The sequence below is a fragment of the Massilia sp. UMI-21 genome, from assembly GCA_015277795.1.
Lineage (GTDB): Bacteria > Pseudomonadota > Gammaproteobacteria > Burkholderiales > Burkholderiaceae_D > Telluria.
In genome coordinates, this window is the sequence record CP063848.1 from 2,086,861 (window position 1) to 2,106,703 (window position 19,843).

The 19,843-nt window shown below is 69.5% G+C and carries 19 protein-coding genes; 10 read left to right on the forward strand and 9 right to left on the reverse strand.

The genetic code is table 11. From position 1 onward, the window contains the following. Nucleotides 1-13: 13 nt before the first annotated feature. The 7 genes from IM543_09290 to IM543_09320 all read right to left on the reverse strand — a co-directional run bounded on the left by IM543_09290 (nt 14) and on the right by IM543_09320 (nt 6,055). Entirely contained in the window at nt 14-463 is a 450-nt protein-coding gene (locus tag IM543_09290) for a hypothetical protein (GenBank protein ID QOY96594.1), read from the reverse strand. Nucleotides 464-612: 149 nt separating this feature from the next. Then, nucleotides 613-1,467, reverse strand: coding sequence for a hypothetical protein (locus tag IM543_09295; GenBank protein QOY96002.1), 855 nt, complete (start codon nt 1,465-1,467; stop codon nt 613-615). A gap of 144 nt (nt 1,468-1,611) precedes the next feature. Beyond that, a complete protein-coding gene (locus tag IM543_09300) occupies nt 1,612-1,977 on the reverse strand; it encodes a VOC family protein (protein ID QOY96003.1) in 366 nt (121 codons plus the stop codon). 44 nt (nt 1,978-2,021) lie between these two features. Further along, entirely contained in the window at nt 2,022-2,828 is an 807-nt protein-coding gene (gene hyi, locus IM543_09305; protein QOY96004.1) for a hydroxypyruvate isomerase, read from the reverse strand. Nucleotides 2,829-2,887: 59 nt separating this feature from the next. Then, entirely contained in the window at nt 2,888-3,355 is a 468-nt protein-coding gene (locus IM543_09310; GenBank protein QOY96005.1) for a winged helix-turn-helix transcriptional regulator, read from the reverse strand. Nucleotides 3,356-3,591: 236 nt separating this feature from the next. Continuing rightward, a complete protein-coding gene (locus IM543_09315) occupies nt 3,592-5,013 on the reverse strand; it encodes a DEAD/DEAH box helicase (protein QOY96006.1) in 1,422 nt (473 codons plus the stop codon). 262 nt (nt 5,014-5,275) lie between these two features. After that, a complete protein-coding gene (locus IM543_09320) occupies nt 5,276-6,055 on the reverse strand; it encodes an inositol monophosphatase (protein ID QOY96595.1) in 780 nt (259 codons plus the stop codon). A 176-nt stretch (nt 6,056-6,231) separates the two neighbouring features. Here IM543_09320 and IM543_09325 point away from each other — a divergent pair, with 176 nt between their 5' ends. From IM543_09325 to IM543_09370, 10 genes are all read left to right on the forward strand, one after another. Further along, a complete protein-coding gene (locus IM543_09325) occupies nt 6,232-7,002 on the forward strand; it encodes an RNA methyltransferase (protein QOY96007.1) in 771 nt (256 codons plus the stop codon). 286 nt (nt 7,003-7,288) lie between these two features. Further along, complete coding sequence (locus IM543_09330) at nt 7,289-7,807, forward strand: twin-arginine translocation signal domain-containing protein (GenBank protein ID QOY96008.1); 519 nt, start codon at nt 7,289-7,291, stop codon at nt 7,805-7,807. Beyond that, a complete protein-coding gene (locus IM543_09335) occupies nt 7,804-9,438 on the forward strand; it encodes a GMC family oxidoreductase (GenBank protein QOY96009.1) in 1,635 nt (544 codons plus the stop codon). The genes IM543_09330 and IM543_09335 overlap by 4 nt, the downstream gene beginning before the upstream one ends. 10 nt (nt 9,439-9,448) lie before the next feature. Next, nucleotides 9,449-10,441, forward strand: coding sequence for an alpha/beta fold hydrolase (locus IM543_09340; GenBank protein ID QOY96010.1), 993 nt, complete (start codon nt 9,449-9,451; stop codon nt 10,439-10,441). Between the two features lie 74 nt (nt 10,442-10,515). Continuing rightward, entirely contained in the window at nt 10,516-11,358 is an 843-nt protein-coding gene (locus IM543_09345) for a response regulator (protein QOY96011.1), read from the forward strand. A gap of 64 nt (nt 11,359-11,422) precedes the next feature. Continuing rightward, nucleotides 11,423-11,914, forward strand: a complete 492-nt coding sequence (locus tag IM543_09350) for a phasin family protein (GenBank protein ID QOY96012.1) — start codon at nt 11,423-11,425, stop codon at nt 11,912-11,914. 75 nt (nt 11,915-11,989) lie between these two features. Beyond that, a complete protein-coding gene (locus tag IM543_09355) occupies nt 11,990-12,691 on the forward strand; it encodes a TetR/AcrR family transcriptional regulator (protein ID QOY96013.1) in 702 nt (233 codons plus the stop codon). Nucleotides 12,692-12,712: 21 nt separating this feature from the next. After that, a complete protein-coding gene (locus IM543_09360; protein ID QOY96596.1) occupies nt 12,713-13,267 on the forward strand; it encodes a TIGR00730 family Rossman fold protein in 555 nt (184 codons plus the stop codon). Between the two features lie 108 nt (nt 13,268-13,375). Then, entirely contained in the window at nt 13,376-14,734 is a 1,359-nt protein-coding gene (locus tag IM543_09365) for a DUF1800 domain-containing protein (protein ID QOY96014.1), read from the forward strand. A 1-nt stretch (nt 14,735) separates the two neighbouring features. Further along, the gene (locus tag IM543_09370; protein ID QOY96015.1) at nt 14,736-15,890 is read left to right on the forward strand and encodes a DUF1501 domain-containing protein; all 1,155 of its coding nucleotides are present in this window, start codon (nt 14,736-14,738) and stop codon (nt 15,888-15,890) included. Between the two features lie 122 nt (nt 15,891-16,012). Here the strand turns inward: IM543_09370 and IM543_09375 are convergent, their stop codons facing one another. Together IM543_09375 and IM543_09380 are read right to left on the reverse strand one after the other, a co-directional pair. After that, nucleotides 16,013-17,131, reverse strand: a complete 1,119-nt coding sequence (locus IM543_09375; GenBank protein QOY96597.1) for a GGDEF domain-containing protein — start codon at nt 17,129-17,131, stop codon at nt 16,013-16,015. Continuing rightward, a complete protein-coding gene (locus tag IM543_09380) occupies nt 17,131-19,839 on the reverse strand; it encodes an EAL domain-containing protein (GenBank protein ID QOY96016.1) in 2,709 nt (902 codons plus the stop codon). Before IM543_09380 ends, IM543_09375 begins: the two co-directional genes overlap by 1 nt. Nucleotides 19,840-19,843: the final 4 nt, after the last annotated feature.

A 19,843-nucleotide genomic window follows, 5' to 3' on the forward strand; every position in this document is an offset into this window, starting at 1 on the left:
CGGCCGCCCGGGCTCAGCTTGCCTTGGCGGGCGGCTTCGGCTGGAGCGCATTGAGCGCCTTGCCGTGCTTCTCGACCTTGTCGATCGCGGCCAGGATGACCACGGGCTGGCCGGTGGCGGCAGCCCCGGCCAGGGCCAGCAGGCCACCGACCAGGCCCACGGTTTCGCCGATGACGCCGATCTTGCGGATCTTCTCGGCGGCGTCGGCAGTGAGCTTCACCAGGTTGGCCTGCGACCTGCCCAGGCCCTTGACGATGAAGGTGGCGGCGTCGGTGTACAGGCCGTTGGCGCGCTGGCGCAGCAGTACTTCGTCCTCGAGCAGCGCGCGGGCACTGGCCTGGACCCGTTCCGGCACCGGCTTGCCGCCATAGCTGCGGATCTCCTTCATCACGCGGTCGTGGATCTGGTCGGCGCAGGCCGAGAGCTGGTCGGCCAGTTCGACGATCTTGTCGGTGCTGGACAGGGCGCTGCCGCCATCGGCCGGCGCCCTGGCGGCGCCGGCGTCCGGAGCGATGGCCGCTGCGCTGTCATCGGCGGCGCCGGCCTGGTCCGCGGCGGAACCGGCCGATGCAGTGCGGGTAGGGGTCGGGGTGGTAGCCATGTGCTCTCCTGTCAGTCGCCGGACAGCCCGTCGCGGATGCTGCGCAGGTCGCGTCCGTAGTTGGCCAGCAGGCGCCGGACCTCCGCATCCGACAGCTTGCCGAGGTTCTCGCGCATCTTCTGGTGTCCCAGCGCCACCTTGGTCAGGCCTTGCAGGGCCAGTTCATAGCGGCGGTCGATCAGCTTGTATTCGGTGGCCTTGTTCAGGTAGTGCACCTTGGCCAGCGTCACCAGCATGCGATCGGAATTGCGTGTCGAGAACGGAATCTCGACATCGAAGATGCCGAGAATCGTCTTCTTCTCATTCTCGTTGGTCTTGTAGTAGAGGCGGGTGAGCGAGATCATGGCCTCGAGCAGGGTCTGCACATCGGCATCGCCGTCGCGCACCATGGTTTCCACGCTGCGGTTCTGGTAGCCGGACGCGATCACCCGCGTCAGCAGCCGGGTCAGGCCGGTGTAGGCGGTGATGTGGCGTTGCTGCAGGCCCGATTCGGTGTTCGCCTTCAGGCCGTTGCCGAGGTCGTCGATGCGGTCGGACAGGTCATAGCGCGCATCGCCGGCAAGCAGGCTTAGGGTCTGCATGTAGAGCACCAGCGTCTTCTGGATCGCGACGAAGTCCTCGTACGCCGCCTTGCGCTTGGCGTCGTTCTCGCGCGCCAATTTGTCGGCCACGGGAGACAGGTAGGGCTGCTCGCGCTCGTAGGTATCGCGGTAGCGGCGCGCCAGTTCGGCATAGCCGCCCAGGCGCGCCGAGGCGTCGGCGAATTCGCGCACTTCCTGCAGGCTGACCGTGCCGCCGGTGGATGTGCAACCGGCCAGCAGCAGGGCGCACAGGAACAGCAGGCGGATCGAGAATTGTCGCAGCATGTGGGTCCTTTCTGGCCGGAGGGGGCGGCCCGAAAGTACCCATTGTTTCAAACTCCGTCTGGCGGAGTTTTGCTGACGGTCAATTGCACGCAGTTAAATTGTACGCAGTGAATGAGACTTTCTTGTCCCGTTCGCACGGCGGTCTTACTCGACCTTCGCGCGGTCGAAGTGCGGGTTCTGGATGACGCCGAACAGGTTGCCGTAGGGATCGCGCACCGTGGCGACCCGGATGCCGCCGCCGACGTCGGCGACCGCCGCCTCCACCTCGGCGCCCAGGGCCATGAGGCGGGCCACTTCGGCCTCGATGTCCTGCGTCCCCCAGTAGGCCGTGGCGCCGGCGCTGCCTGGCTGGCCGTCCGGGATCAGCCCCAGTTCGAAGCCGCCGACCTGGAAACCGACGTAGAACACCTCGTCGAAATAGGGCGCCCGCCCGAGTACCTGCGCATACCATGCCTTGGCCTCGGCCAGATTGGTGACGGGGTAAATTACAGTGCGCAATCCCTGAATCATCGCGGCTCCTCGGCCAGGGTAAAGCCGTGATGTTGCCCGAATGATCAGAGCCTGTCCAGCGTCTCGGCGCCCCTGCGGCGTTCGTCCTCCAGCCAGCCGAGCGAGGCCTGGGTATCGCCGCGGGGCAGGTATTCGCAGCCGACCCAGCCGTCGTAGCCGAGCTCGTCCAGCAGGCGGAACAGGGAGGGGAAATCGATCTCGCCGGTGCCGGGCTGGTGCCGGCCCGGCACGTCGGCCAGCTGGACGTGGCGGATCAGGCTCCGGTAGCGGCGGATGGTGGCGGCCAGCTCGCCCTCCATGCGCTGCATGTGATAGATGTCGTACTGCAGGAACAGATTCGGTGCGCCGACCTCGGCGATGATGGCGGCTGCCTGGCGCGTGCCCGTGAGGAAGTAGCCGGGCATGTCGCGGTCGTTGATGGGCTCGATGAGCAGCGCGATGCCGTGCGCGGCGCACTCGGCCGCGGCATGGCGCAGGTTGGCGACGTAGGCGGCGTGGGCGCGCTCGTGGGACAGCTTCGGCGGCAGCTTGCCGGCCAGGCAGTGCAGGCGCTGTACGCCGAGTTCGCGCGCGTAATCGATGGCCAGGCCGACCCCGTCCTGGAATTCCGCGCTGCGGCGCGGATCGCAGGCCAGGCCGCGCTCGCCCGCGGCCCAGTCGCCGGCCGGCAGGTTGTGCAGTACCAGCTCCAGCCGGTAGCGCTGCAGGCGGGCTGCGATCTGTTCCGGCTCGAAGGCATACGGGAACAGGAACTCGACCGCGTCGAAGCTTGCCGCGCGCGCCGCGGCGAAGCGTTCGAGGAAATCGACTTCGTTGAACATCAGGCTCAGGTTGGCGGCGAATTTGGGCATGGGTGCTCCGGTGGCGACCCCGCTATCCTAGCCGATCCCGGCCCGGCAAGACGCAAGACCTACTGGCTGGCGAGCTGGCTCAGCAGGCTTGAGGTCGCGGCGATCTGCTCGCGCGACGGCGCCCCCAGCAGCATGCGGCTGACGTTGTGCACGACCAGGCCGGCGTTCGTGACCAGCTCGTCGCCGGCGGGGGTGATGATGGCGTAGCCGACCCGGGCGTCGCGCGGATCGCTCTGGCGTCCGACCAGGCCGATCTTCTCGAGCGGCAGCAGCGAGCGGGTCACGCCGGAGGCGGTCAGGCCGAGCGCTTCCGCCAGGTCGACCCGGCGCAAGCGGCCGCCCGGCGCCCGCTGCAGCTTGAGCAGCAGCTGGTAGTCGGCAAAGCTAATCCCGTGCATGCTTCCCAGGGAATTGTCCAGGCGCCGCGACACGGCTGCCCAGGCACGCGCCATGCGCAGGCAGAATTCGCTGGTCGGGCTGTCGAGCGCTGCCGCGGCAGCGCCGTCGGCTTGGTACTGGTCGGTCATGGAAGACTCCCGTCATGAATAGATAGTTGATTACTCAAATATATACCCACTGTCGACATTCGGCAAGTATGCGCGCGAGCGATTGCGGTGCAGGAGTGAGGAAGCGCAGCTTGGATCGGATGAGCTTGCTGGAAAGACAAAAAAGGCCAGCGTCGCATGCTGCGGAAACCTTGCGGATGTCCGAGCATTCGACGCTGGCCCCGTTCAGGGAGCGGGCAGGCTGGCTGCCCCGTCCGTTAGCGGTCGCGGCCGCCCTGGCGCGGTGCCGAACCCGAGCGCGGGCCGCGGCCGGCGCTGTTGCCGTTGCGGTTGCCGCCATTGGCGCCCGCCGGACGGTTGCCGCCGGCGCCGGCCGGACGGCCGCCGTTGCCGCCACCGTTGCCGGCGGTACCGGCGCTGCGCGGCTGGCCCTGGCCGCCGCGGTTGCCGCCTGGACGGCCGCCGCCACGGTTGGCATGGCCCGGCGCGCCGCTGCGCAGCTGGATCGGCTGTGCCTTGGCATTCAGGTCCGGCTCGAAGCCCGGGATCACTTGACGCGGCAGGGTCTGCTTGATCAGCTTCTCGATGTCTTTCAGCATCTGGTGCTCGTCCACGCACACCAGCGAAACCGCCTCGCCGGTGGCGCCGGCGCGGCCGGTACGGCCGATCCGGTGCACATAGTCTTCCGGCACGTTCGGCAGGTCGTAGTTCACCACGTGCGGCAGCTGGTCGATGTCGATGCCGCGCGCCGCGATGTCGGTCGCCACCAGCACCTGTAGGCTGCCGTCCTTGAACTCGGCCAGCGCCTTGGTGCGCGCCGACTGGCTTTTGTTGCCGTGGATCGCCATCGCGCCGATGCCGTCGCGGCCGAGTTGTTCGACCAGCTTGTTGGCGCCGTGCTTGGTGCGGGTAAACACCAGCACCTGGTGCCAGTCGTTTTCCTTGATCAGGTGCGACAGCATCGGGTGCTTCTTGTCGCGGTCGACCGGGTGGATCTTTTGCGCGATCACTTCCACGGTCGAGTTGCGGCGCGCCACTTCGATCGCTTGCGGGTTGTTCAGCAGCTTGTCGGCCAGGGCCTTGATGTCGTCCGAGAAGGTAGCCGAGAACAGCAGGTTCTGGCGCTTCGGCGGCAGCAGGGCCAGCACTTTCTTGATGTCATGGATGAAGCCCATGTCGAGCATGCGGTCGGCTTCGTCCAGGATCAGGATCTCGATCTTGGACAGGTCGACGGTGCGCTGGCCGGCGTGGTCGAGCAGGCGGCCGGGGGTGGCGACCAGCACGTCGACGCCCTGCTTGAGCAGCTTGATCTGCGGATTGATGCCGACGCCGCCGAAGATCACGGCCGAATTCAGGTTGGTGTACTTGCCGTACACGCGCACGCTTTCCTCGACCTGGGCCGCGAGTTCGCGGGTCGGGGTCAGCACCAGGGCGCGGATCGCGCGCGGGGCGCTCTTGCTTTTCAGCGTGCTGCCGACCTGGTCGGTCGACAGGCGTTGCAGGATCGGCAGGGTGAAGCCGGCGGTCTTGCCGGTACCGGTCTGGGCGCCTGCCAGCAGGTCGCCGCCGTTCAGGACCGCCGGGATGGCCTGGGCCTGGATCGGGGTGGGCGAGGTATAGCCTTGTTCAGTTACCGCGCGCACGATGGCGTCGGACAAACCGAGAGTAGAAAATGACATAGATTCTTTATAAGAAGGGGGCCTGCGCCACACGGCGCCGGTCCAGGGAAATCGGATTAGTCATTGCAGGCGGGACGCAGTACAAACCGCGGGAACGCCGGACGCTGCCGCGCATGGAACGCTCGTGCAAAAACACGCACTGGCAGCCGGGATTATAGAGGAGTTGTTTCTCTATGGAAAGTTTCTGACCGGGACTTTCCGTCCGGTGAAACGGGGGTGAAGGACCGAATCCATGACCACCCCCGGAAACACAAGCTGTATTTTACGCGAAAGGCGACAGGAGCGGGATCATGGCGCCGAATACCTTCGGGCCGGCGGCGATGATGTCGCCCTTGTGCAGGTATTCCGACTCGCCGTTGAACTCGCCGACGATGCCGCCCGCTTCGGTCACCAGCAGGGCGCCCGCGGCGATGTCCCATACCTTCAGGCCTTTCTCGAAGAAGCCGTCGATGCGGCCGGCGGCCACGTTGGCCAGTTCCAGCGCGGCCGAACCGCCGCTGCGCACGCCGTGGCAGCGCGAGGCGACGACTTCGTACATGCGCAGGTATTCGGCCAGCGCGCGTGGATCCGGGCCGTGGCCGGCCGACAGCAGGGCCTTGCCGATGCGGTCGTGGTTGCGCACGCGGATGCGCTTGTCGTTCAGGTAGGCGCCGGCGCCCTTGGTGGCGGTGAACAGGTCGTTGCGCACCGGGTCGTAGACCAGGGCGTTGGTGATCACGCCGCGCTGTTGCAGGGCGATCGAGATGCAGTAGTTGGGGTAGCCGTGCAGGAAGTTGGTGGTGCCGTCGATCGGGTCGATGATCCACACGTTCTCGCTCTCGTCATTCAGGTTCTTCGACGCGCCGCTTTCCTCCGCCAGGATGGCGTGGTCCGGGTAGGCCTTCAGCAGCGTTTCCACGATGGCCGCCTCGGCCGCCTGGTCGATGTCGGTGACGAAATCGTTGTGATTTTTTTCAGAAATGGTGATGCGATCGAGATCGAAGGACGCGCGGTTGATGACGGTGGCGGCGCGGCGGGCGGCCTTGATGGCCGTGTTGAGCATTGGGTGCATGTGGCTTTCCGTGGAAAAAACGCGAACGCCCACCACGCATCGAAGCGCCGTGAACGGTCTGCTGAATAGAGGATGACAAAGAGCAAAGCGGTGCCGAACCCGTTACAATTCGGGACTTTCCAGCCCCGGATCCCAACAGCCCGCACCGCGCGTTGGCGCTATTTTAAATGAACCCGACCGAAATCAACACATCTCTCTTCAAACGGCTACGTTTTGTGCTGGTCGAAACCAGCCGCGCCGGCAATGTCGGCTCGGTGGCGCGCGCCATGAAGACCATGGGCTTCAGCGAACTGGTGCTGGTCGCCCCGCGCTGCGCCGATCCGCTGAACGATCCGGAAGCCGTGGCCTTCGCCAGCGGCGCGGGCGACGTGCTGGCCAATGCGCGCATCGTGGGCAGTATCGGGGAAGCCCTGGCGGGCTGCAATTTCGCCGCTGCCGTGTCGGCCCGCCTGCGCGAGTTCTCGCCGCCGGTGTGGACCCCGCGCGCCTTCGCCGCCCACGTGGCCGGGCAGGGCGAGCTGCATCCGGCGCTCGTCTTCGGCAACGAGCGGGTCGGCCTGCCGAACGAGATCGTCGAAGGCTGCAACGTCCTGATCAACATCCCCTCGAATCCCGACTATTCCTCGTTGAACCTGTCGCAGGCGGCCCAGGTGCTGGCCTACGAGTGCCGGCTCGCCGGCCTGGGCGAAGCGGGGGATGCCGTGGAAGCGCGCGCGGTCGGCTTCCAGGGCGATGCCGCCAGCCTGGCCCAGATCGACGGCATGTATGCCCACCTGGAACAAGCGCTGGTGGCGATCGGCTTCCTCGATGCGGACAACCCGAGGAAGCTGATGCCGCGCCTGAAGCGCCTGTTCGCGCGCACCGGGCTGGAAACCGAAGAGGTCAACATCCTGCGCGGCATCGCCCGCGAGATCCTCCAGCACGCGCCGAAAAAGTAGGCGGCACAGAATATTTGCCTGTGGGGGCGTGGATGCAAATATCCTTTGCATCCACGGCCCGCAAGGCACATCGCGTACTTAACCCGTCGGCAGTCAGTTCCTCCATCGCGCGGATCGCCAGGTCCTTGGCCGCGATGCCTTCCGTCAGCCCGGAGCGCGTGCGCAGTCCACAGGTCGGGTATCCGTTCCGTCTCCACTCCTGGAGGCGCCCCTCTAATGGCGGCCCGCCGATGGCCTTGTCCTTTGACGTACACTGAAGTCGGGGAAAAAACACAAGAGGCAGACCATGGGGACATCACGACGGACTTTCCTGAAAGCCGGCGGCCTGGCCGCGCTGGCGCTGGCGACCGGCGGCGCGCTCTACCGCGCGACGCATGCCGCGCCGCCGCACCGCTTCGCCCTCGACGGCGAAGCGCGCGCGGCCCTGCACGCGATACTGCCCGCGATCCTGGCCGGCGCGCTGCCGCAGGGCGCAGGGCGCGACGCCGCGCTGGCCGGCACCATCGAAGGCGTGCACGGCGCCATCCTCGGCCTGCCGCCCGCCACCCAGAAAGAAGTGCAGGACCTGTTCGGCCTGCTCGCGCTGGCGCCTGCCCGCCGCCTGCTGACCGGCGTGGCCGGCGGCTGGGAAGGTGCGCGCACCGAGGAGGTCGGCGCCTTCCTGCAGGCGTGGCGCCTGCACCGTCTCGGCCTGCTGCGCAGCGCCTACCACGCGCTGCACGACCTGGTGCTCGGCGCCTGGTACGCGCAGCCGGCCAGCTGGGCCGCCACCGGCTATCCCGGGCCGATGAAGGAGCTGTCATGAGTGCGCCATTGAGTTCGCCGATCATTCCGGACCCGATCCACGCCGGCATCGCCAGGGGCTGGAAGATCGTCGACGCCGCCGCGCTCACCCAGGACCGCGTGCTGGAAGCCGACGTCGTCATCGTCGGCAGCGGCGCCGGCGGAGGCGTCACGGCCGAGATCCTGGCGCGCTCGGGTCTGTCCGTCATCGTGGTGGAAGAGGGCGCACTGAAATCCTCGAGCGACTTCAAGATGCGCGAAGCCGAGGCCTATCCCGCGCTGTACCAGGAATCGGCCGCGCGCAAGACGGTCGACAAGGGCATCAACATCCTGCAGGGCCGCACCGTGGGCGGTTCGACCACGGTCAACTGGACCTCGAGCTTCCGCACCCCCGCCACCACCCTCGACTGGTGGCGCCGCCACTACGCGCTGCCGGATGCGACGCCGGCGGCGATGGCGCCCTGGTTCGCCATGATGGAAGCGCGCCTGCACATCGCCGACTGGACGGGCGCGCCCAACGAGAACAACGACATCCTGCGCCGCGGCGCGCAGCAGCTCGGCATCCCGACCGGCTTCATCCGCCGCAACGTCAACGGCTGCTGGAACCTCGGCTACTGCGGCATGGGCTGCCCGACCAATGCCAAGCAATCGATGCTGGTGACCACCATCCCGGCCGCGCTCGAGCACGGCGCCACGCTGGTCACGCGCGCCCGCGCGCAGCGCTTCGCCTTCCGGGGCGAGCGCGCCGACGAGCTGTCGTGCCAGGCGCTGGACGCTGCCGGCGTCTACCCGACCGGCCGCACCCTGCGCCTGCGCGCGCGCCACTACGTCGTGGCCGGCGGCGCGATCAATTCTCCGGCGCTGCTGCTGCGCTCCGGCGCCCCCGACCCCAGCGGCCTGCTGGGCCGGCGCAGCTTCCTGCATCCGACCCTGATCTCGGCCGCCTTCTTTCCGCAGCGGGTGGAAGCCTGGGCCGGGGCGCCGCAGACCGTGTATTCGGATCACTTCCTGGCCGGCGCGCTCGACGGCCCGATCGGCTACAAGCTGGAAGCGCCGCCGCTGCATCCGCTGCTGCTGGCCACCACCATGAACGGTTTCGGGGCGGCCCACGCCGCCCTCATGCATGACTTCCCGCACCTGCAGGGCATGCTGGCGCTGCTGCGCGACGGTTTCCACGAGGGCGCGCCCGGCGGCAGCGTGCGCCTGCGCGGCGACGGCAGCCCGGAGCTCGACTATCCGCTCACCGATTACCTGTGGGACGGGGCCCGGCGCGCGCTGCTCACCATGGCCGAGATCCAGTTCGCCGCCGGTGCCAGCGGCGTGCAGCCGGCGCACGAGATGGCGCGCCGCTATACCTCGTGGCGCGAGGCGAAGCTAGCTATCGCGGCGCTGCCGCAGGGCCTGCAGCTCACGCGGGTGGCGTCGGCCCACGTGATGGGCGGCTGCGCGATGTCGGGCGACGAGCGCCTCGGCGTGGCCACCCCCGATGGCCGTTACCGCGGCCTGTCCAACCTCTCGGTGCACGACGGCTCGCTGTTCCCGACCTCGATCGGCGCCAACCCGCAGTTGTCGATCTACGGCCTGAGCGCGAAACTGGCCAGTGGCCTGGCGAGCGCGCTGACCGGCAGGCCGGCGGCGCGGCCGGTGGCCTAGGGATGCGGACGTGAGCGCGCGCCGCCTCTTGCAACTGGTGCTGCTCGTGCAGGCCTTGTCCGCCTTCGGCATCGGCCTGGCGGCGGTGCGGATCTTCGGCGCCAGCCATTGGCAGGGGCTGGCCGTGGGCCTGGGCGGCGTGGCATTGGTGCGCCTGCTCATCAACGCCAACAACTTCTTCATGAGCACGCGCTTCGCCAGCCCGACGCCGCGCGAATTCCGGCTCGGTCCGGGGGCGCGCCTGCGCATGTTCCTGGAGGAGTTCGGCGCCAGCATGCTGCAGTCTTCCTGGACCATGCCGCGCGCCTGCGCCGGCACCCGCATTTATCCCGGCGCCGAGGGACCGCCGGTGCTGCTGCTGCACGGCTACGGCTGCAACAGCGGCTACTGGTCGCGCTTGCTGCCGCGCCTGGACGCGGCCCGCATCAGCCATGCCACGGTCGACCTCGAACCCCTGATGGGCGACATCGACGGCTACGCGCCGCTGGTCGAGCGCGCGGTCGAGCGACTCCGCGCCGCCACCGGCGCCGAGCAGGTGGTGATTGTCGCGCACAGCATGGGCGGGCTGGTGGCGCGGGCCTGGATGCGCGCCTGCGGCCGCGCCAGGGTGGCGCGCGTGATCACGCTCGGCACGCCGCACCACGGCACCTGCCTGGCCGCTTTCGGCCTCGGCCTGAACGCGGCCCAGATGCGAAGGGCCGCTCCAGGCCGGGCCGCTCCAGGCCTTGCCGCGCAGGCCGAACCGCCCGAATGCGCCTGGCTGCGCGCGCTGGCCGCCGGCGAGGATCCGGCCGCGCGCGCACTGGTCACGTCGATGTATTCGCACCACGACAACATCATCGCGCCGCAAACCTCGAGCGAACTGCCGGGTGCGCGCAACCTGGCTTTCGGCGGTGTCGGCCACGTGGCCCTGGGCCGCAATCCGCGCGTGCTCGACGCGGTGATGCGCGAGATCGCCGGGTGCGGCCAGGCACATGCGCGCCGCCGGGAACAGGCGGGTTGAGCGCGCCGGCCGTGTTGGCTGTATTGACGCCTCGCGTGTTACAGTAAGCCCAACGCCGCAACTGGAGCGCCGAGTTGGCCCGCATCCTGATCATCGAAGACAACCCCGCGAACGTCGAGCTGATGGCGTTTCTGCTCACCGCTTACGGACACGTCGCCGTCAGCGCGCCCGACGGCCCGCGCGGCATCGCGCTCGCCCGCGCCGAACCGCCCGAGCTGGTGGCCTGCGACGTCCACCTGCCCGGCATGGACGGCTACGCGGTGCTGGCCGCGCTCAAGGCCGAGCCGAGCCTGTCCGCGGTGCCGGTGCTGGCCGTGACCGCGCTGGCGATGGCCGGCGACCGCGAACGGGTACTGGCCGCCGGCTTCGACGGCTACATCAGCAAGCCGATCGAACCGGAGAGCTTCGTGGCGGAGCTCGAAGCCTTCCTGCCTGCCGCCGAAGCCGGCGCCGCTGCCGCTGCCGCCCCTGCGTCGGCGCCGCCTGCCGCGCCCGCGCCGGCCGCCGGCGCAGGCAGCGCCGCGCCGCACGACCTGCCGGCCATCCTGCTGGTCGACGACGATTCCTTCATGCTGGCCGTGCTGGCCGACATGCTCGGCGACGAACCGGTGCGGGTGCTGAGCGCCACATCCGGTCCCGAGGCGCTGGCGCTGCTCGAGCGCGAGCCGGTCGAGGTGATCCTGTGCGACCAGGCGATGCCCGGCATGAGCGGCACCGAGGTGCTGGCCCTGGTCGCGGCGCGCCATCCGCGCACGCTGCGCCTGATGCTGACCGGGCAGCAGGACCTGGCCGACATCGAGGCCGCGTTGCGTTCGGGCGTGGCCGAGGCCCATTACACCAAGCCGGTGTCGGCGGCCATGCTGCGCGAGCGCATGCGCAAAGCGCTGGCCCTGCAGCGCGGGCGTCGGCAATCCTGACGCTTTAGAACCCGTCTTCTAGCGTGCGCGCCTAGAATCGACGTACCGGTTTACAAGGAACATCATGAGCAAGAAACTTCCGGTCGAGGACGACGACGAGGCGCTGGCCCGGGCCGTGCGCGCATCGGCGCAGCAGATCTGGCAGGCCGGCCTCGGCGCCTTCGCCAAGGCCCAGGAAGCGGGCGAGGGCGGGCGCTCGTTCACGCGCCTGGTGCGCGACGGCAGCGTGCTGGCCCGGCGCGCGCGCGAGGTCGAGGAAGCCACCGGGACGGTGGCGCGCGCCGCCGAGCGCGCCGCGCGCCGGATCGGGCGTGACGGCGGTTCCTGGGGCAAGCTGGAACAGGTGTTCGAAGAGCGCGTGGCGCGCGCCCTGGCCACCATCGGCGTGCCTGCCGCCAGCGAGGTCGAGGCCCTGCGGCGCCGCGTCGACGCGCTCGAGGCGATGCTGGCCGAACGCGGCGCAGGCCTGCCGGCGCCGGCGCCCGTGGCGAAGGCGCCGGGAAAGCGCGCCCGGCGCGCACCGGGGGCCGCGCCGCCCGCGGAAGAAGGCGCCTGAATGGCATTCCCAATGCTGTCTCCCTGACAGCTTTTGGTGTTATCCTCCCGGCTGGAATCATAAACTTCGCCCTTCATGCAACAAAAAGCTCCGCGCCGGACCCGCGAACGCATCCTCGAGCTCTCGCTCAGGCTGTTCAACGAGTTCGGCGAGCCGAACATCACGACGACGGTCATCGCCGAGGAGATGAATATCTCGCCCGGCAACCTGTACTATCACTTCCGAAACAAGGACGACATCGTCAACTCGATCTTCGTCCAGTTCGAGGCGGAGATCGAGCGCATCCTCACCGTGCCGGCCGGGCGCCGTTCGAACATGGAAGACGTGTGGCTCTACCTGCACCTGATGTTCGAGCTGATCTGGCGCTACCGCTTCTTCTACCGCGACCTGAACGACCTCCTGTCGCGCAACCGCAAGCTCGAGCTGCACTTCAAGGCGATCCTGGCCCACAAGATCAAGGTGGCGCGCCAATTGTGCGAAGACCTGCGCAGCGAAGGTTCGCTCGAGGCGGGCGACCAGCAGATCGGCGCGATGGCCACCAACATGGTGGTGGTGGCGACCTACTGGCTGTCCTATGAATACGTGCGCAATCCGCGCAAGTACAGCGAGCAGCAGGCCATCGCCGATGCACTCGCGCGCGGCTGCTACCAGGTGCTGTCGATGGTCGGCCCCTACCTGCGCGGCGACACCCGCCTGCTGTTCGAGAAGCTGTCCGAGGAATACCTCAAGAAGCTGTCCGCCGAAGCCAGGCCCGGCTCCGGCGCCGAATTCCTGTAAGATTTTCACATGCTCCCGACGATGAAGACCCTGGCCGTTTACTGCGGCGCCTCGCATGGCGTCAACCCGATCTACACCGATGCCGCGCGCCGGCTTGCCGCCGCACTGGTCGAGCACAACATCGGCCTGGTCTACGGCGGCGGCAAGGTCGGCCTGATGGGCGTGATCGCCGACGAGGTGCTGCGCCTCGGCGGCGAAGCCACCGGGGTGATCCCGAAGGCCCTGGTCGAGCGCGAAGTCGGCCACGCCGGCCTGACCCGCCTGTTCGTGGTCAAGGACATGCACGAGCGCAAGGCCATGATGGCCGAGCTGTCGGAAGGCTTCATCGCCATGCCGGGCGGGATGGGCACGCTGGAAGAGCTGTTCGAGATGCTGACCTGGTCCCAGCTGGGCATCCACGCCAAGCCGATCGGCCTGCTCAACGCCAACGGCTTCTGGGACGGCCTGGTGGGCTTCGTGCGCCACCAGTGCGAGGAAGGCTTCGTGCGCGCCGAGCACGTCGGCCTGATGCAGGTCGAGGCCGATCCGGATGCGCTGATCCGGCGCCTGCGCGCGGCCACGCCCGGCGCCGCCTGACGCGGCGCTCCTCCCCCCCCCAGGCCGGCGGGCGGGCCGGCGGTAAAAAATAGTTGGAACTTTTCTGTTGGCTGGACGGAATACCGACATGCACCTACCTGTTCGCCCATGATGCCCCCATCGATCGCCCTCAACCGCTTCGGGCTCGGCGCCCGCCCTGACGACCGGCCGCCGGACGATCCGCGCCGCTGGCTGCTGTCCCAGCTCGAGCGCTTCGATCCCTTGCCCGCGCCCTGGCGCGCGCTGCCGCGCACCCCGCAGCTGGCCGCCGGCTGGGTCGCGCACCAGCGCGCGCTGCGCCAGGCGCCGCAAGAACAGCGCAGCAGCTTGCGCGAAGCCTGGCGCGACAGCGAGGGCCAGACCTACCGCGCCGCGCTCGGGGCGCGCGTGGCCGGCGCCCTGCAGACAGCCACGCCTTTCGCCGAACGCCTGGTGCATTTCTGGGCCAACCATTTCGCGGTCTCGGTGGACAAGCGGCCCGTCACCAGCCTGGCCGGCGGTTTCGAGGCCGACGCCATCCGTCCGCACATCCTGGGACGCTTCGAAGACCTGCTGCTGGCCGCGGTGCGCCATCCGGCCATGCTGGTCTACCTCGACCAGGTGCGCTCCACCGGCCCGGACAGCGTGGCGGGGCGCCGCGCGCGCCGGCGCGGGGGAAATAACGCGGGCCTCAACGAAAACCTCGCCCGCGAGATCCTCGAGCTGCATACGCTCGGGGTACGCAGCGGCTATACCCAGGACGACGTCACCGAGTTCGCGCGCGCGCTTACCGGCTGGACCTTGCCGCAAGATGGCGAGGAGGGGGCGGCGCCGTTCCGCTTCGCTCCCGCCCTGCACGAACCGGGCAGCCGGCGCGTGCTCGGGCGCAGCCATGCGCCGGGGGGCGAAGAGCAGGCGCGCGCCATCCTGCGCGAGCTGGCAACGGCGCCGGCCACGGCCGAGCACATCGCGCGCAAGCTGGCGCGCCATTTTGTTGCCGACGAGCCGCCCGCGGCGCTGGTGCGGCGCCTGGCCGAGGCCTTCCTGCGCAGCGGCGGCGACCTGCCGAACGTGTACCGCGAACTGGTGCTGGCGCCGGATGCCTGGGCCCCGGGGCCCGGCAAGTTCAAGTCGCCGTGGGACTGGAGCATCTCCAGCCTGCGCGCCCTGGGCCGGCGCGAGATGCCGGCGCAGGCGGCGGCCAACGTGCTGAACCAGCTCGGACAGCCGGTCTGGCGCCCCGGCTCGCCGGCCGGCTATGGCGACACCGCCGCCGCCTGGGCCGCGCCGGACGCATTGTTGCGCCGCGTCGAGGTGGCGCAGCGACTCGGCGCGCAAGCGGCCGCCATGGTCGATGCGCGCACGCTGGCGCCACAGGTGCTGCCCGCTTCCCTGAGCCAGGCCACGCGCCTGGCCATCGCCCGCGCCGACAGCCCGGCCACCGCGCTGGCGCTGCTGTTCGCTTCGCCCGACTTCCTGAGGAGATAAGATGAGCCTGGACCGACGCGCTTTCCTGGCCCGCGCCGCAGCCCTGCTGGCGGCGCCGCGCGTGGCCTTTGCCGGCGACGCCCTCCCCACCGCGCGGCGCTTCGTCTTCATCATCCAGCGCGGCGCGGCCGATGGCCTGCACACCCTGATCCCCACCGCCGATCCGCACTACGCGCGCCTGCGCGGCGCGCTCGCCATCGACCCGGAAACGGCCTTGAAGCTCGACGGCAGCTTCGGGCTGCATCCTTCACTGGCCACGCTGCACGGGCTGTACCAGGCAGGCCAGGCCAGCTTCGTCCACGCCATCGCGTCTCCCTACCGGGAACGGTCGCACTTCGACGGCCAGAACATCCTGGAAACCGGCGGGCGCACCCCGTTCGCCGTCAAGGATGGCTGGATGAACCGGCTGGTGGGCATGCTGTCGCAGCGCGGCAGGGATGCCATCGCCTTTGCTCCGACCGTGCCGATGGCGCTGCGCGGCGCGCTGGCGGTGCCTTCCTATGCGCCTTCGGGACTGCCGGACGCGAACGAGGACCTGATGCAGCGGGTGGCCCAGCTGTACGCGCACGACGCCGAGCTGCATGCGCTGTGGTCGGCCGCGCTCGAGGCGCGCGGCATGGCGGGCGGCGCCGACCCCAGGGCCAGGCGCCAGGCGCCGGGCGAGCTTGGCCGCATGGCGGCCGGCTTCCTGGCGCGCGCGGACGGCCCGCGCATCGCGATGATCGACACCGGCGGCTGGGACACCCATACCGGCCAGGGCGGCCGCCTGGCGGCCCAGCTGCGCAACCTGGACGCGCTGGTCGGCGGCCTGCGCCAGGGCCTGGGCCCGGCCTGGATGGACACCGTGGTGCTGGTCGCCACCGAGTTCGGGCGCACGGCGGCGGCCAACGGCACCGGCGGCACCGACCATGGCACCGGCGCGGCCGCCATGCTGCTGGGCGGCGCGGTGCAGGGCGGCCGCGTGCTGGCCGACTGGCCGGGCCTGGCGCCGGCCGACCTGTTCGAGGGACGCGACCTGCGCCCGACCCTGGGACTCGACACGCTCATCGCGCAGGCCTGCGCCGAAACCTTCCGGCTCGATCCGGGGCGGATGGCACGCACCCTGTTCCCGGATACGCCGGGCGGCAAGGCCTTGCCGCAGCTGCTCAGGAGCTGAAGCGCGCCAGCTCGGCAAGTCCGCATGCGCGGTCCACCACAGCGTATTCCGGATCAGATGGCGCGCCGCCAGCCGTCGATGCAGCGCGCCTTAACTTCCGACGCCACGCATATGGGCGGCCCTCAGGCCAGCACGATCCGGTCGCGCCCGGTTTCCTTGGCGCGGTAGAGCGCCTTGTCGGCGCGGTGGATGGCGTCGGCGAAGGGTTCGCCGTCGCAGCGCCTGGCCAGGCCGGCCGAGAAGCTGATGCGGCGCCCCTGCAGGCCCGGCACCGGCATGGCATGGACGCGCTCGGCCATCCGCTCCAGCACCAGGCGCGCGTCCTCGGGGGCGGCGTCCGGCAACAACAGCAGGAATTCCTCGCCGCCCCAGCGTGCCAGCACGTCGTTGGCGCGCAGGCAGGCGCGCGCCGCGATCGAGAAACCGCGCAGCACGGCGTCGCCGGCGGCATGGCCATGCTGGTCGTTGACCTGCTTGAAGAAATCGATGTCGAGCAGGGCGATGCAGCAGCCCTTGCCGCCCTGGCGGGCGTCGGGCGGGCGCCGTTCCTCGGCCTCGAGCACCTCGTGCATGTGGCGCCGGTTGACCAGCGAGGTCAGTTCGTCGACCGTGGCCAGCACGCGGATGGTCTCGAGCGCCTCGGTCAGTTCGCGACGCTGGCGCTTCAGGCGCGCGCGCAGCTTGCTCATCTCGCCGCTCAGCACCGCGGTGGAAAGCAGGCTGCCGGCCAGGTAGCCGAAGGTGATCGCCTCGGTCATCGGCGGGAAGCGCAAGGGGTCGGTGGCCTGCAGCCAGTACATGACGGTGCCCATGCCGGCCAATGCCCCCGCCGTCAGCAGCAGGGTCTGGCGCGGGCGCGCGGCGAACATGCAGAACACGATCACCACCACCGCCATGCACAGCATGGTGGCGCGCAGCGGTCCGGAAATCGCGTAGCCAATCATTGCGCAGATCAGCGAAAAGACCGCCTGCGACACCGCCAGCTGGTCGGGCGCCAGCCGAAGGCGCGCGCTGGCGCGGATCAGGACGTAGAACACCGACGCGCCGCAGCCGCCGAAGGCCATCAGGCGTCCCGCCGCGACTGGATCGGTCAGCCCCTGGCGCACCTGCATCAGCAGCAGCACGATGCAGACCACGTACAGCAGGCAGGTGGCGGCCCAGTATTGCAGCATGCGGCGCAGCCTGGGGTCGGCCCCGCACAGCAGGACGACGCATTGCCGCAGCAGGTGCCGCGCCGGCATCATGCCGCCTTCCTTGAAGGATGGACGGCGCTGGCGGCCAGCAGTTCGGCGATGCGCTCGGGCGGCACCGGGCGGCTGAACAGGTAGCCCTGCATTTCGTCGCAATCGTTGGCGCGCAGGAAGGCGCGCTGCTCTTCGGTCTCGACGCCTTCGGCGATGACGCGCAGGTTCAGCTTGTGGCCGAGCGAGATCACGGCCATGGCGATGGCCTGGTCGTCCGGGCTCACGGCCAGGTCGCTGACGAAACTCTTGTCGATCTTCAGGCGGCTGATCGGGAAGGACTTCAGCGCCGACAGGCTCGAATAGCCGGTGCCGAAATCGTCGATCGACAGCGACACGCCCATGCTCTTCAGTTCGCGCATCTTTTCCACCGAGCGCGCCAGGTCGCGCATGATCGAGCTTTCGGTGACTTCGACTTCCAGCGCCTCCGCCGGCAGTCCGGTCTCGTGCAAGGCTTCGGCGATGCGTTCGACCAGGCGCTTCTCTTCGAACTGGCGGGCCGACACATTGACCGAGATGGTCACGGGAGGCAGGCCGGCGGCGCGCCAGGCCATGCCCTGGGCGCAGGCGGTGCGTACCACCCATTCGCCCAGCGGCACGATCAGGCCGCTCTCCTCGGCCAGGCCGATGAAGCGCAGCGGCGAAATCATGCCCTGCTCGGGGTGCTTCCAGCGAATCAGGGCCTCGACCCCGAACAGGCGGCCGGTGCGCAGGTCGACCTTGGGCTGGTACAGCAACTGGAACTGGCAGTCGTCGGGCCGGCCGCCCGGGGCGACGCAGGTGTCGAGCGCGCTGCGCATGCCTTCCAGCAGGACCAGCTTCTCTTCCACGCTGGCATTCATCTCGCTGGCATAGAACTGGAAGCTGTCCTTGTTTTCCTTGGCGCGGTACATCGCGGCGTCGGCGTTCATCATCAGGGTGTTGGCCTCCAGGCCGTCGCGCGGGTACAGCACCACGCCCATGCTGCAGCTGACCTGCACTTCCTGCCCCTCCACCTCGACCGGCTCGGTGACGGCCTGGCGCACCTTTTCCAGCAGCGGCGTGATCGCCATCGGGTCGCCCGACAGGTCGGGCAGCAGGATCACGAACTCGTCGCCGCCGAAGCGCGCCAGGGTGTCGTTGCGGCGCAGGCAGCGACCCATGCGCGCGCCCACCACCTTCAGCAGTTCGTCGCCGGCATTGTGCCCGAGGCCGTCGTTGACCAGCTTGAAGCCGTCCAGGTCGATGAAGGCCAGGCCCACCGCGCCGCCCTTGCGCTCGGCGTCGCGGATGGCCTGTCCGAGGCGGTCGCGCAGCAGGCTGCGGTTGGGCAGGCCGGTCAGGTCGTCATGGTGGGCGAGGTGGCGGATACGCTGCTCGGCCAGCTTGCGCTCGGTGATGTCGCGCACGATCGCCACCACGCCGCCTTCGACCGGCACCACCTGGCGGTGCAGCCAGCGGTCCTCGTCGGGCAGCATGTGGGCCAGCCATTCGGCTTCGCGCGCCACCCCGTCGGTGGCCACCGCCGCCAGGTCGTCGAAGATGCCGACGCCAAGGTGGGTCGGCAGCAGCACCGACATGCGCTTGCCCTGCATGCGCGCCTTGGGCAGGCCGGTGAGCTCCTCGGCGCGGCTGTTGGTGGTCTCGATCAGGAAGTCGTCCACGCCGCCGACGGCGCCCGGAATGCTGCGCAGCACGAAGAAGGCGTCCAGGCTGGCCTCGGAGGCGGCCGCATAGGTTTCCTGCGCCAGGCGCTCGCGGCGGCGCGCCTTGGCCAGCTGCCAGGACCAGGCGCTGACCAGCGCGACGACGCACAGCAGCAGTGCGGTGCCGGCACTGGCGCCGAGCAGCCAGGCACGGCGCTGGGCGCGAAAGGCAGCCATCTGTTCGGGTTCGGACAGGCCCACCACCGCCACCAGCGGAGCGCCGCTCATCGGGCGCGAACTGGTGTAGCGCAGCTCGCCGTCGATGGCGCCCGCGTCGAGTTGCACGCTGTCGGCCTTGCCGAGGGCGATGCGCTGGCCCCAGGAAACCTGTTCGCCGATGCGCACCGCGCGCATCACGCCGTCGCTGCCGGCCACGCCCAGCAGGCCGCGCCCGCCCAGGCGCGAGTGTTCGTAGGAGCTGGTGAAGAAGGCCGGTTCGACCGCCACGCTGGCGACGCCGGCGAACAGGCCGTCGCTGCTGTTGATGCGGCGCGAGAAGACTACGTGCGGCTCGTCGTTGCCGACCGGGGTGCTGACGTAGGGCATGTCGCCGTCGTGCGCGCGGTGCCAGGCGAACCAGGGCGCGTTCGAGACATCGCTGTGACGGCGCGCGAGCGGATTACTGGCCAGCACACGGCCGTTGTCGCCGGTGATGGCAACCTGGAACACCAGTCCGGGCGGCAGCAGGCCCTTGGCCGCCATCGCGTCCAGCGCCGTCTTCGGGCCATTGGTCTCGACCGCGTACTGGAGCACGCGCAAGGTCTGGTCGATGCCGCTCAGGCTGCGCGCCATCTGGGCTTCGTAGGTGTCGACCAGCTCGCGCGTGGCCGCCCGCGCCGCGGCCTGCGCGGCGCTCTCCTCGGCACGGATCATGTGGAGGGCGCCAATCCAGAGCGCCGCCACCAGCAGCAGCGCGAACAGCGGCAGCGAGATATGGGTTTCCAGCCCGCGCCCGAGCCAGCGCGACAGCGCGCCGGGTTGCGGCGCCGCCTGGGCATGCGCGGGCGAGGCCAGCCTGTCCATGGAA

What these genes read in the sequence shown, in the direction of transcription:
- IM543_09295 (QOY96002.1), bottom strand. Translation starts at nt 1,467, where the DNA reads ATGCTGCGACAATTCTCGATCCGCCTGCTGTTCCTGTGCGCCCTGCTG.
- IM543_09300 (QOY96003.1), bottom strand. Translation starts at nt 1,977, where the DNA reads ATGATTCAGGGATTGCGCACTGTAATTTACCCCGTCACCAATCTGGCC.
- hyi (QOY96004.1), bottom strand. Translation starts at nt 2,828, where the DNA reads ATGCCCAAATTCGCCGCCAACCTGAGCCTGATGTTCAACGAAGTCGAT.
- IM543_09310 (QOY96005.1), bottom strand. Translation starts at nt 3,355, where the DNA reads ATGACCGACCAGTACCAAGCCGACGGCGCTGCCGCGGCAGCGCTCGAC.
- IM543_09315 (QOY96006.1), bottom strand. Translation starts at nt 5,013, where the DNA reads ATGTCATTTTCTACTCTCGGTTTGTCCGACGCCATCGTGCGCGCGGTA.
- IM543_09320 (QOY96595.1), bottom strand. Translation starts at nt 6,055, where the DNA reads ATGCTCAACACGGCCATCAAGGCCGCCCGCCGCGCCGCCACCGTCATC.
- IM543_09325 (QOY96007.1), top strand. Translation starts at nt 6,232, where the DNA reads ATGAACCCGACCGAAATCAACACATCTCTCTTCAAACGGCTACGTTTT.
- IM543_09330 (QOY96008.1), top strand. Translation starts at nt 7,289, where the DNA reads ATGGGGACATCACGACGGACTTTCCTGAAAGCCGGCGGCCTGGCCGCG.
- IM543_09335 (QOY96009.1), top strand. Translation starts at nt 7,804, where the DNA reads ATGAGTGCGCCATTGAGTTCGCCGATCATTCCGGACCCGATCCACGCC.
- IM543_09350 (QOY96012.1), top strand. Translation starts at nt 11,423, where the DNA reads ATGAGCAAGAAACTTCCGGTCGAGGACGACGACGAGGCGCTGGCCCGG.
- IM543_09355 (QOY96013.1), top strand. Translation starts at nt 11,990, where the DNA reads ATGCAACAAAAAGCTCCGCGCCGGACCCGCGAACGCATCCTCGAGCTC.
- IM543_09360 (QOY96596.1), top strand. Translation starts at nt 12,713, where the DNA reads ATGAAGACCCTGGCCGTTTACTGCGGCGCCTCGCATGGCGTCAACCCG.
- IM543_09365 (QOY96014.1), top strand. Translation starts at nt 13,376, where the DNA reads ATGATGCCCCCATCGATCGCCCTCAACCGCTTCGGGCTCGGCGCCCGC.
- IM543_09370 (QOY96015.1), top strand. Translation starts at nt 14,736, where the DNA reads ATGAGCCTGGACCGACGCGCTTTCCTGGCCCGCGCCGCAGCCCTGCTG.
- IM543_09375 (QOY96597.1), bottom strand. Translation starts at nt 17,131, where the DNA reads ATGCCGGCGCGGCACCTGCTGCGGCAATGCGTCGTCCTGCTGTGCGGG.
- IM543_09380 (QOY96016.1), bottom strand. Translation starts at nt 19,839, where the DNA reads ATGGACAGGCTGGCCTCGCCCGCGCATGCCCAGGCGGCGCCGCAACCC.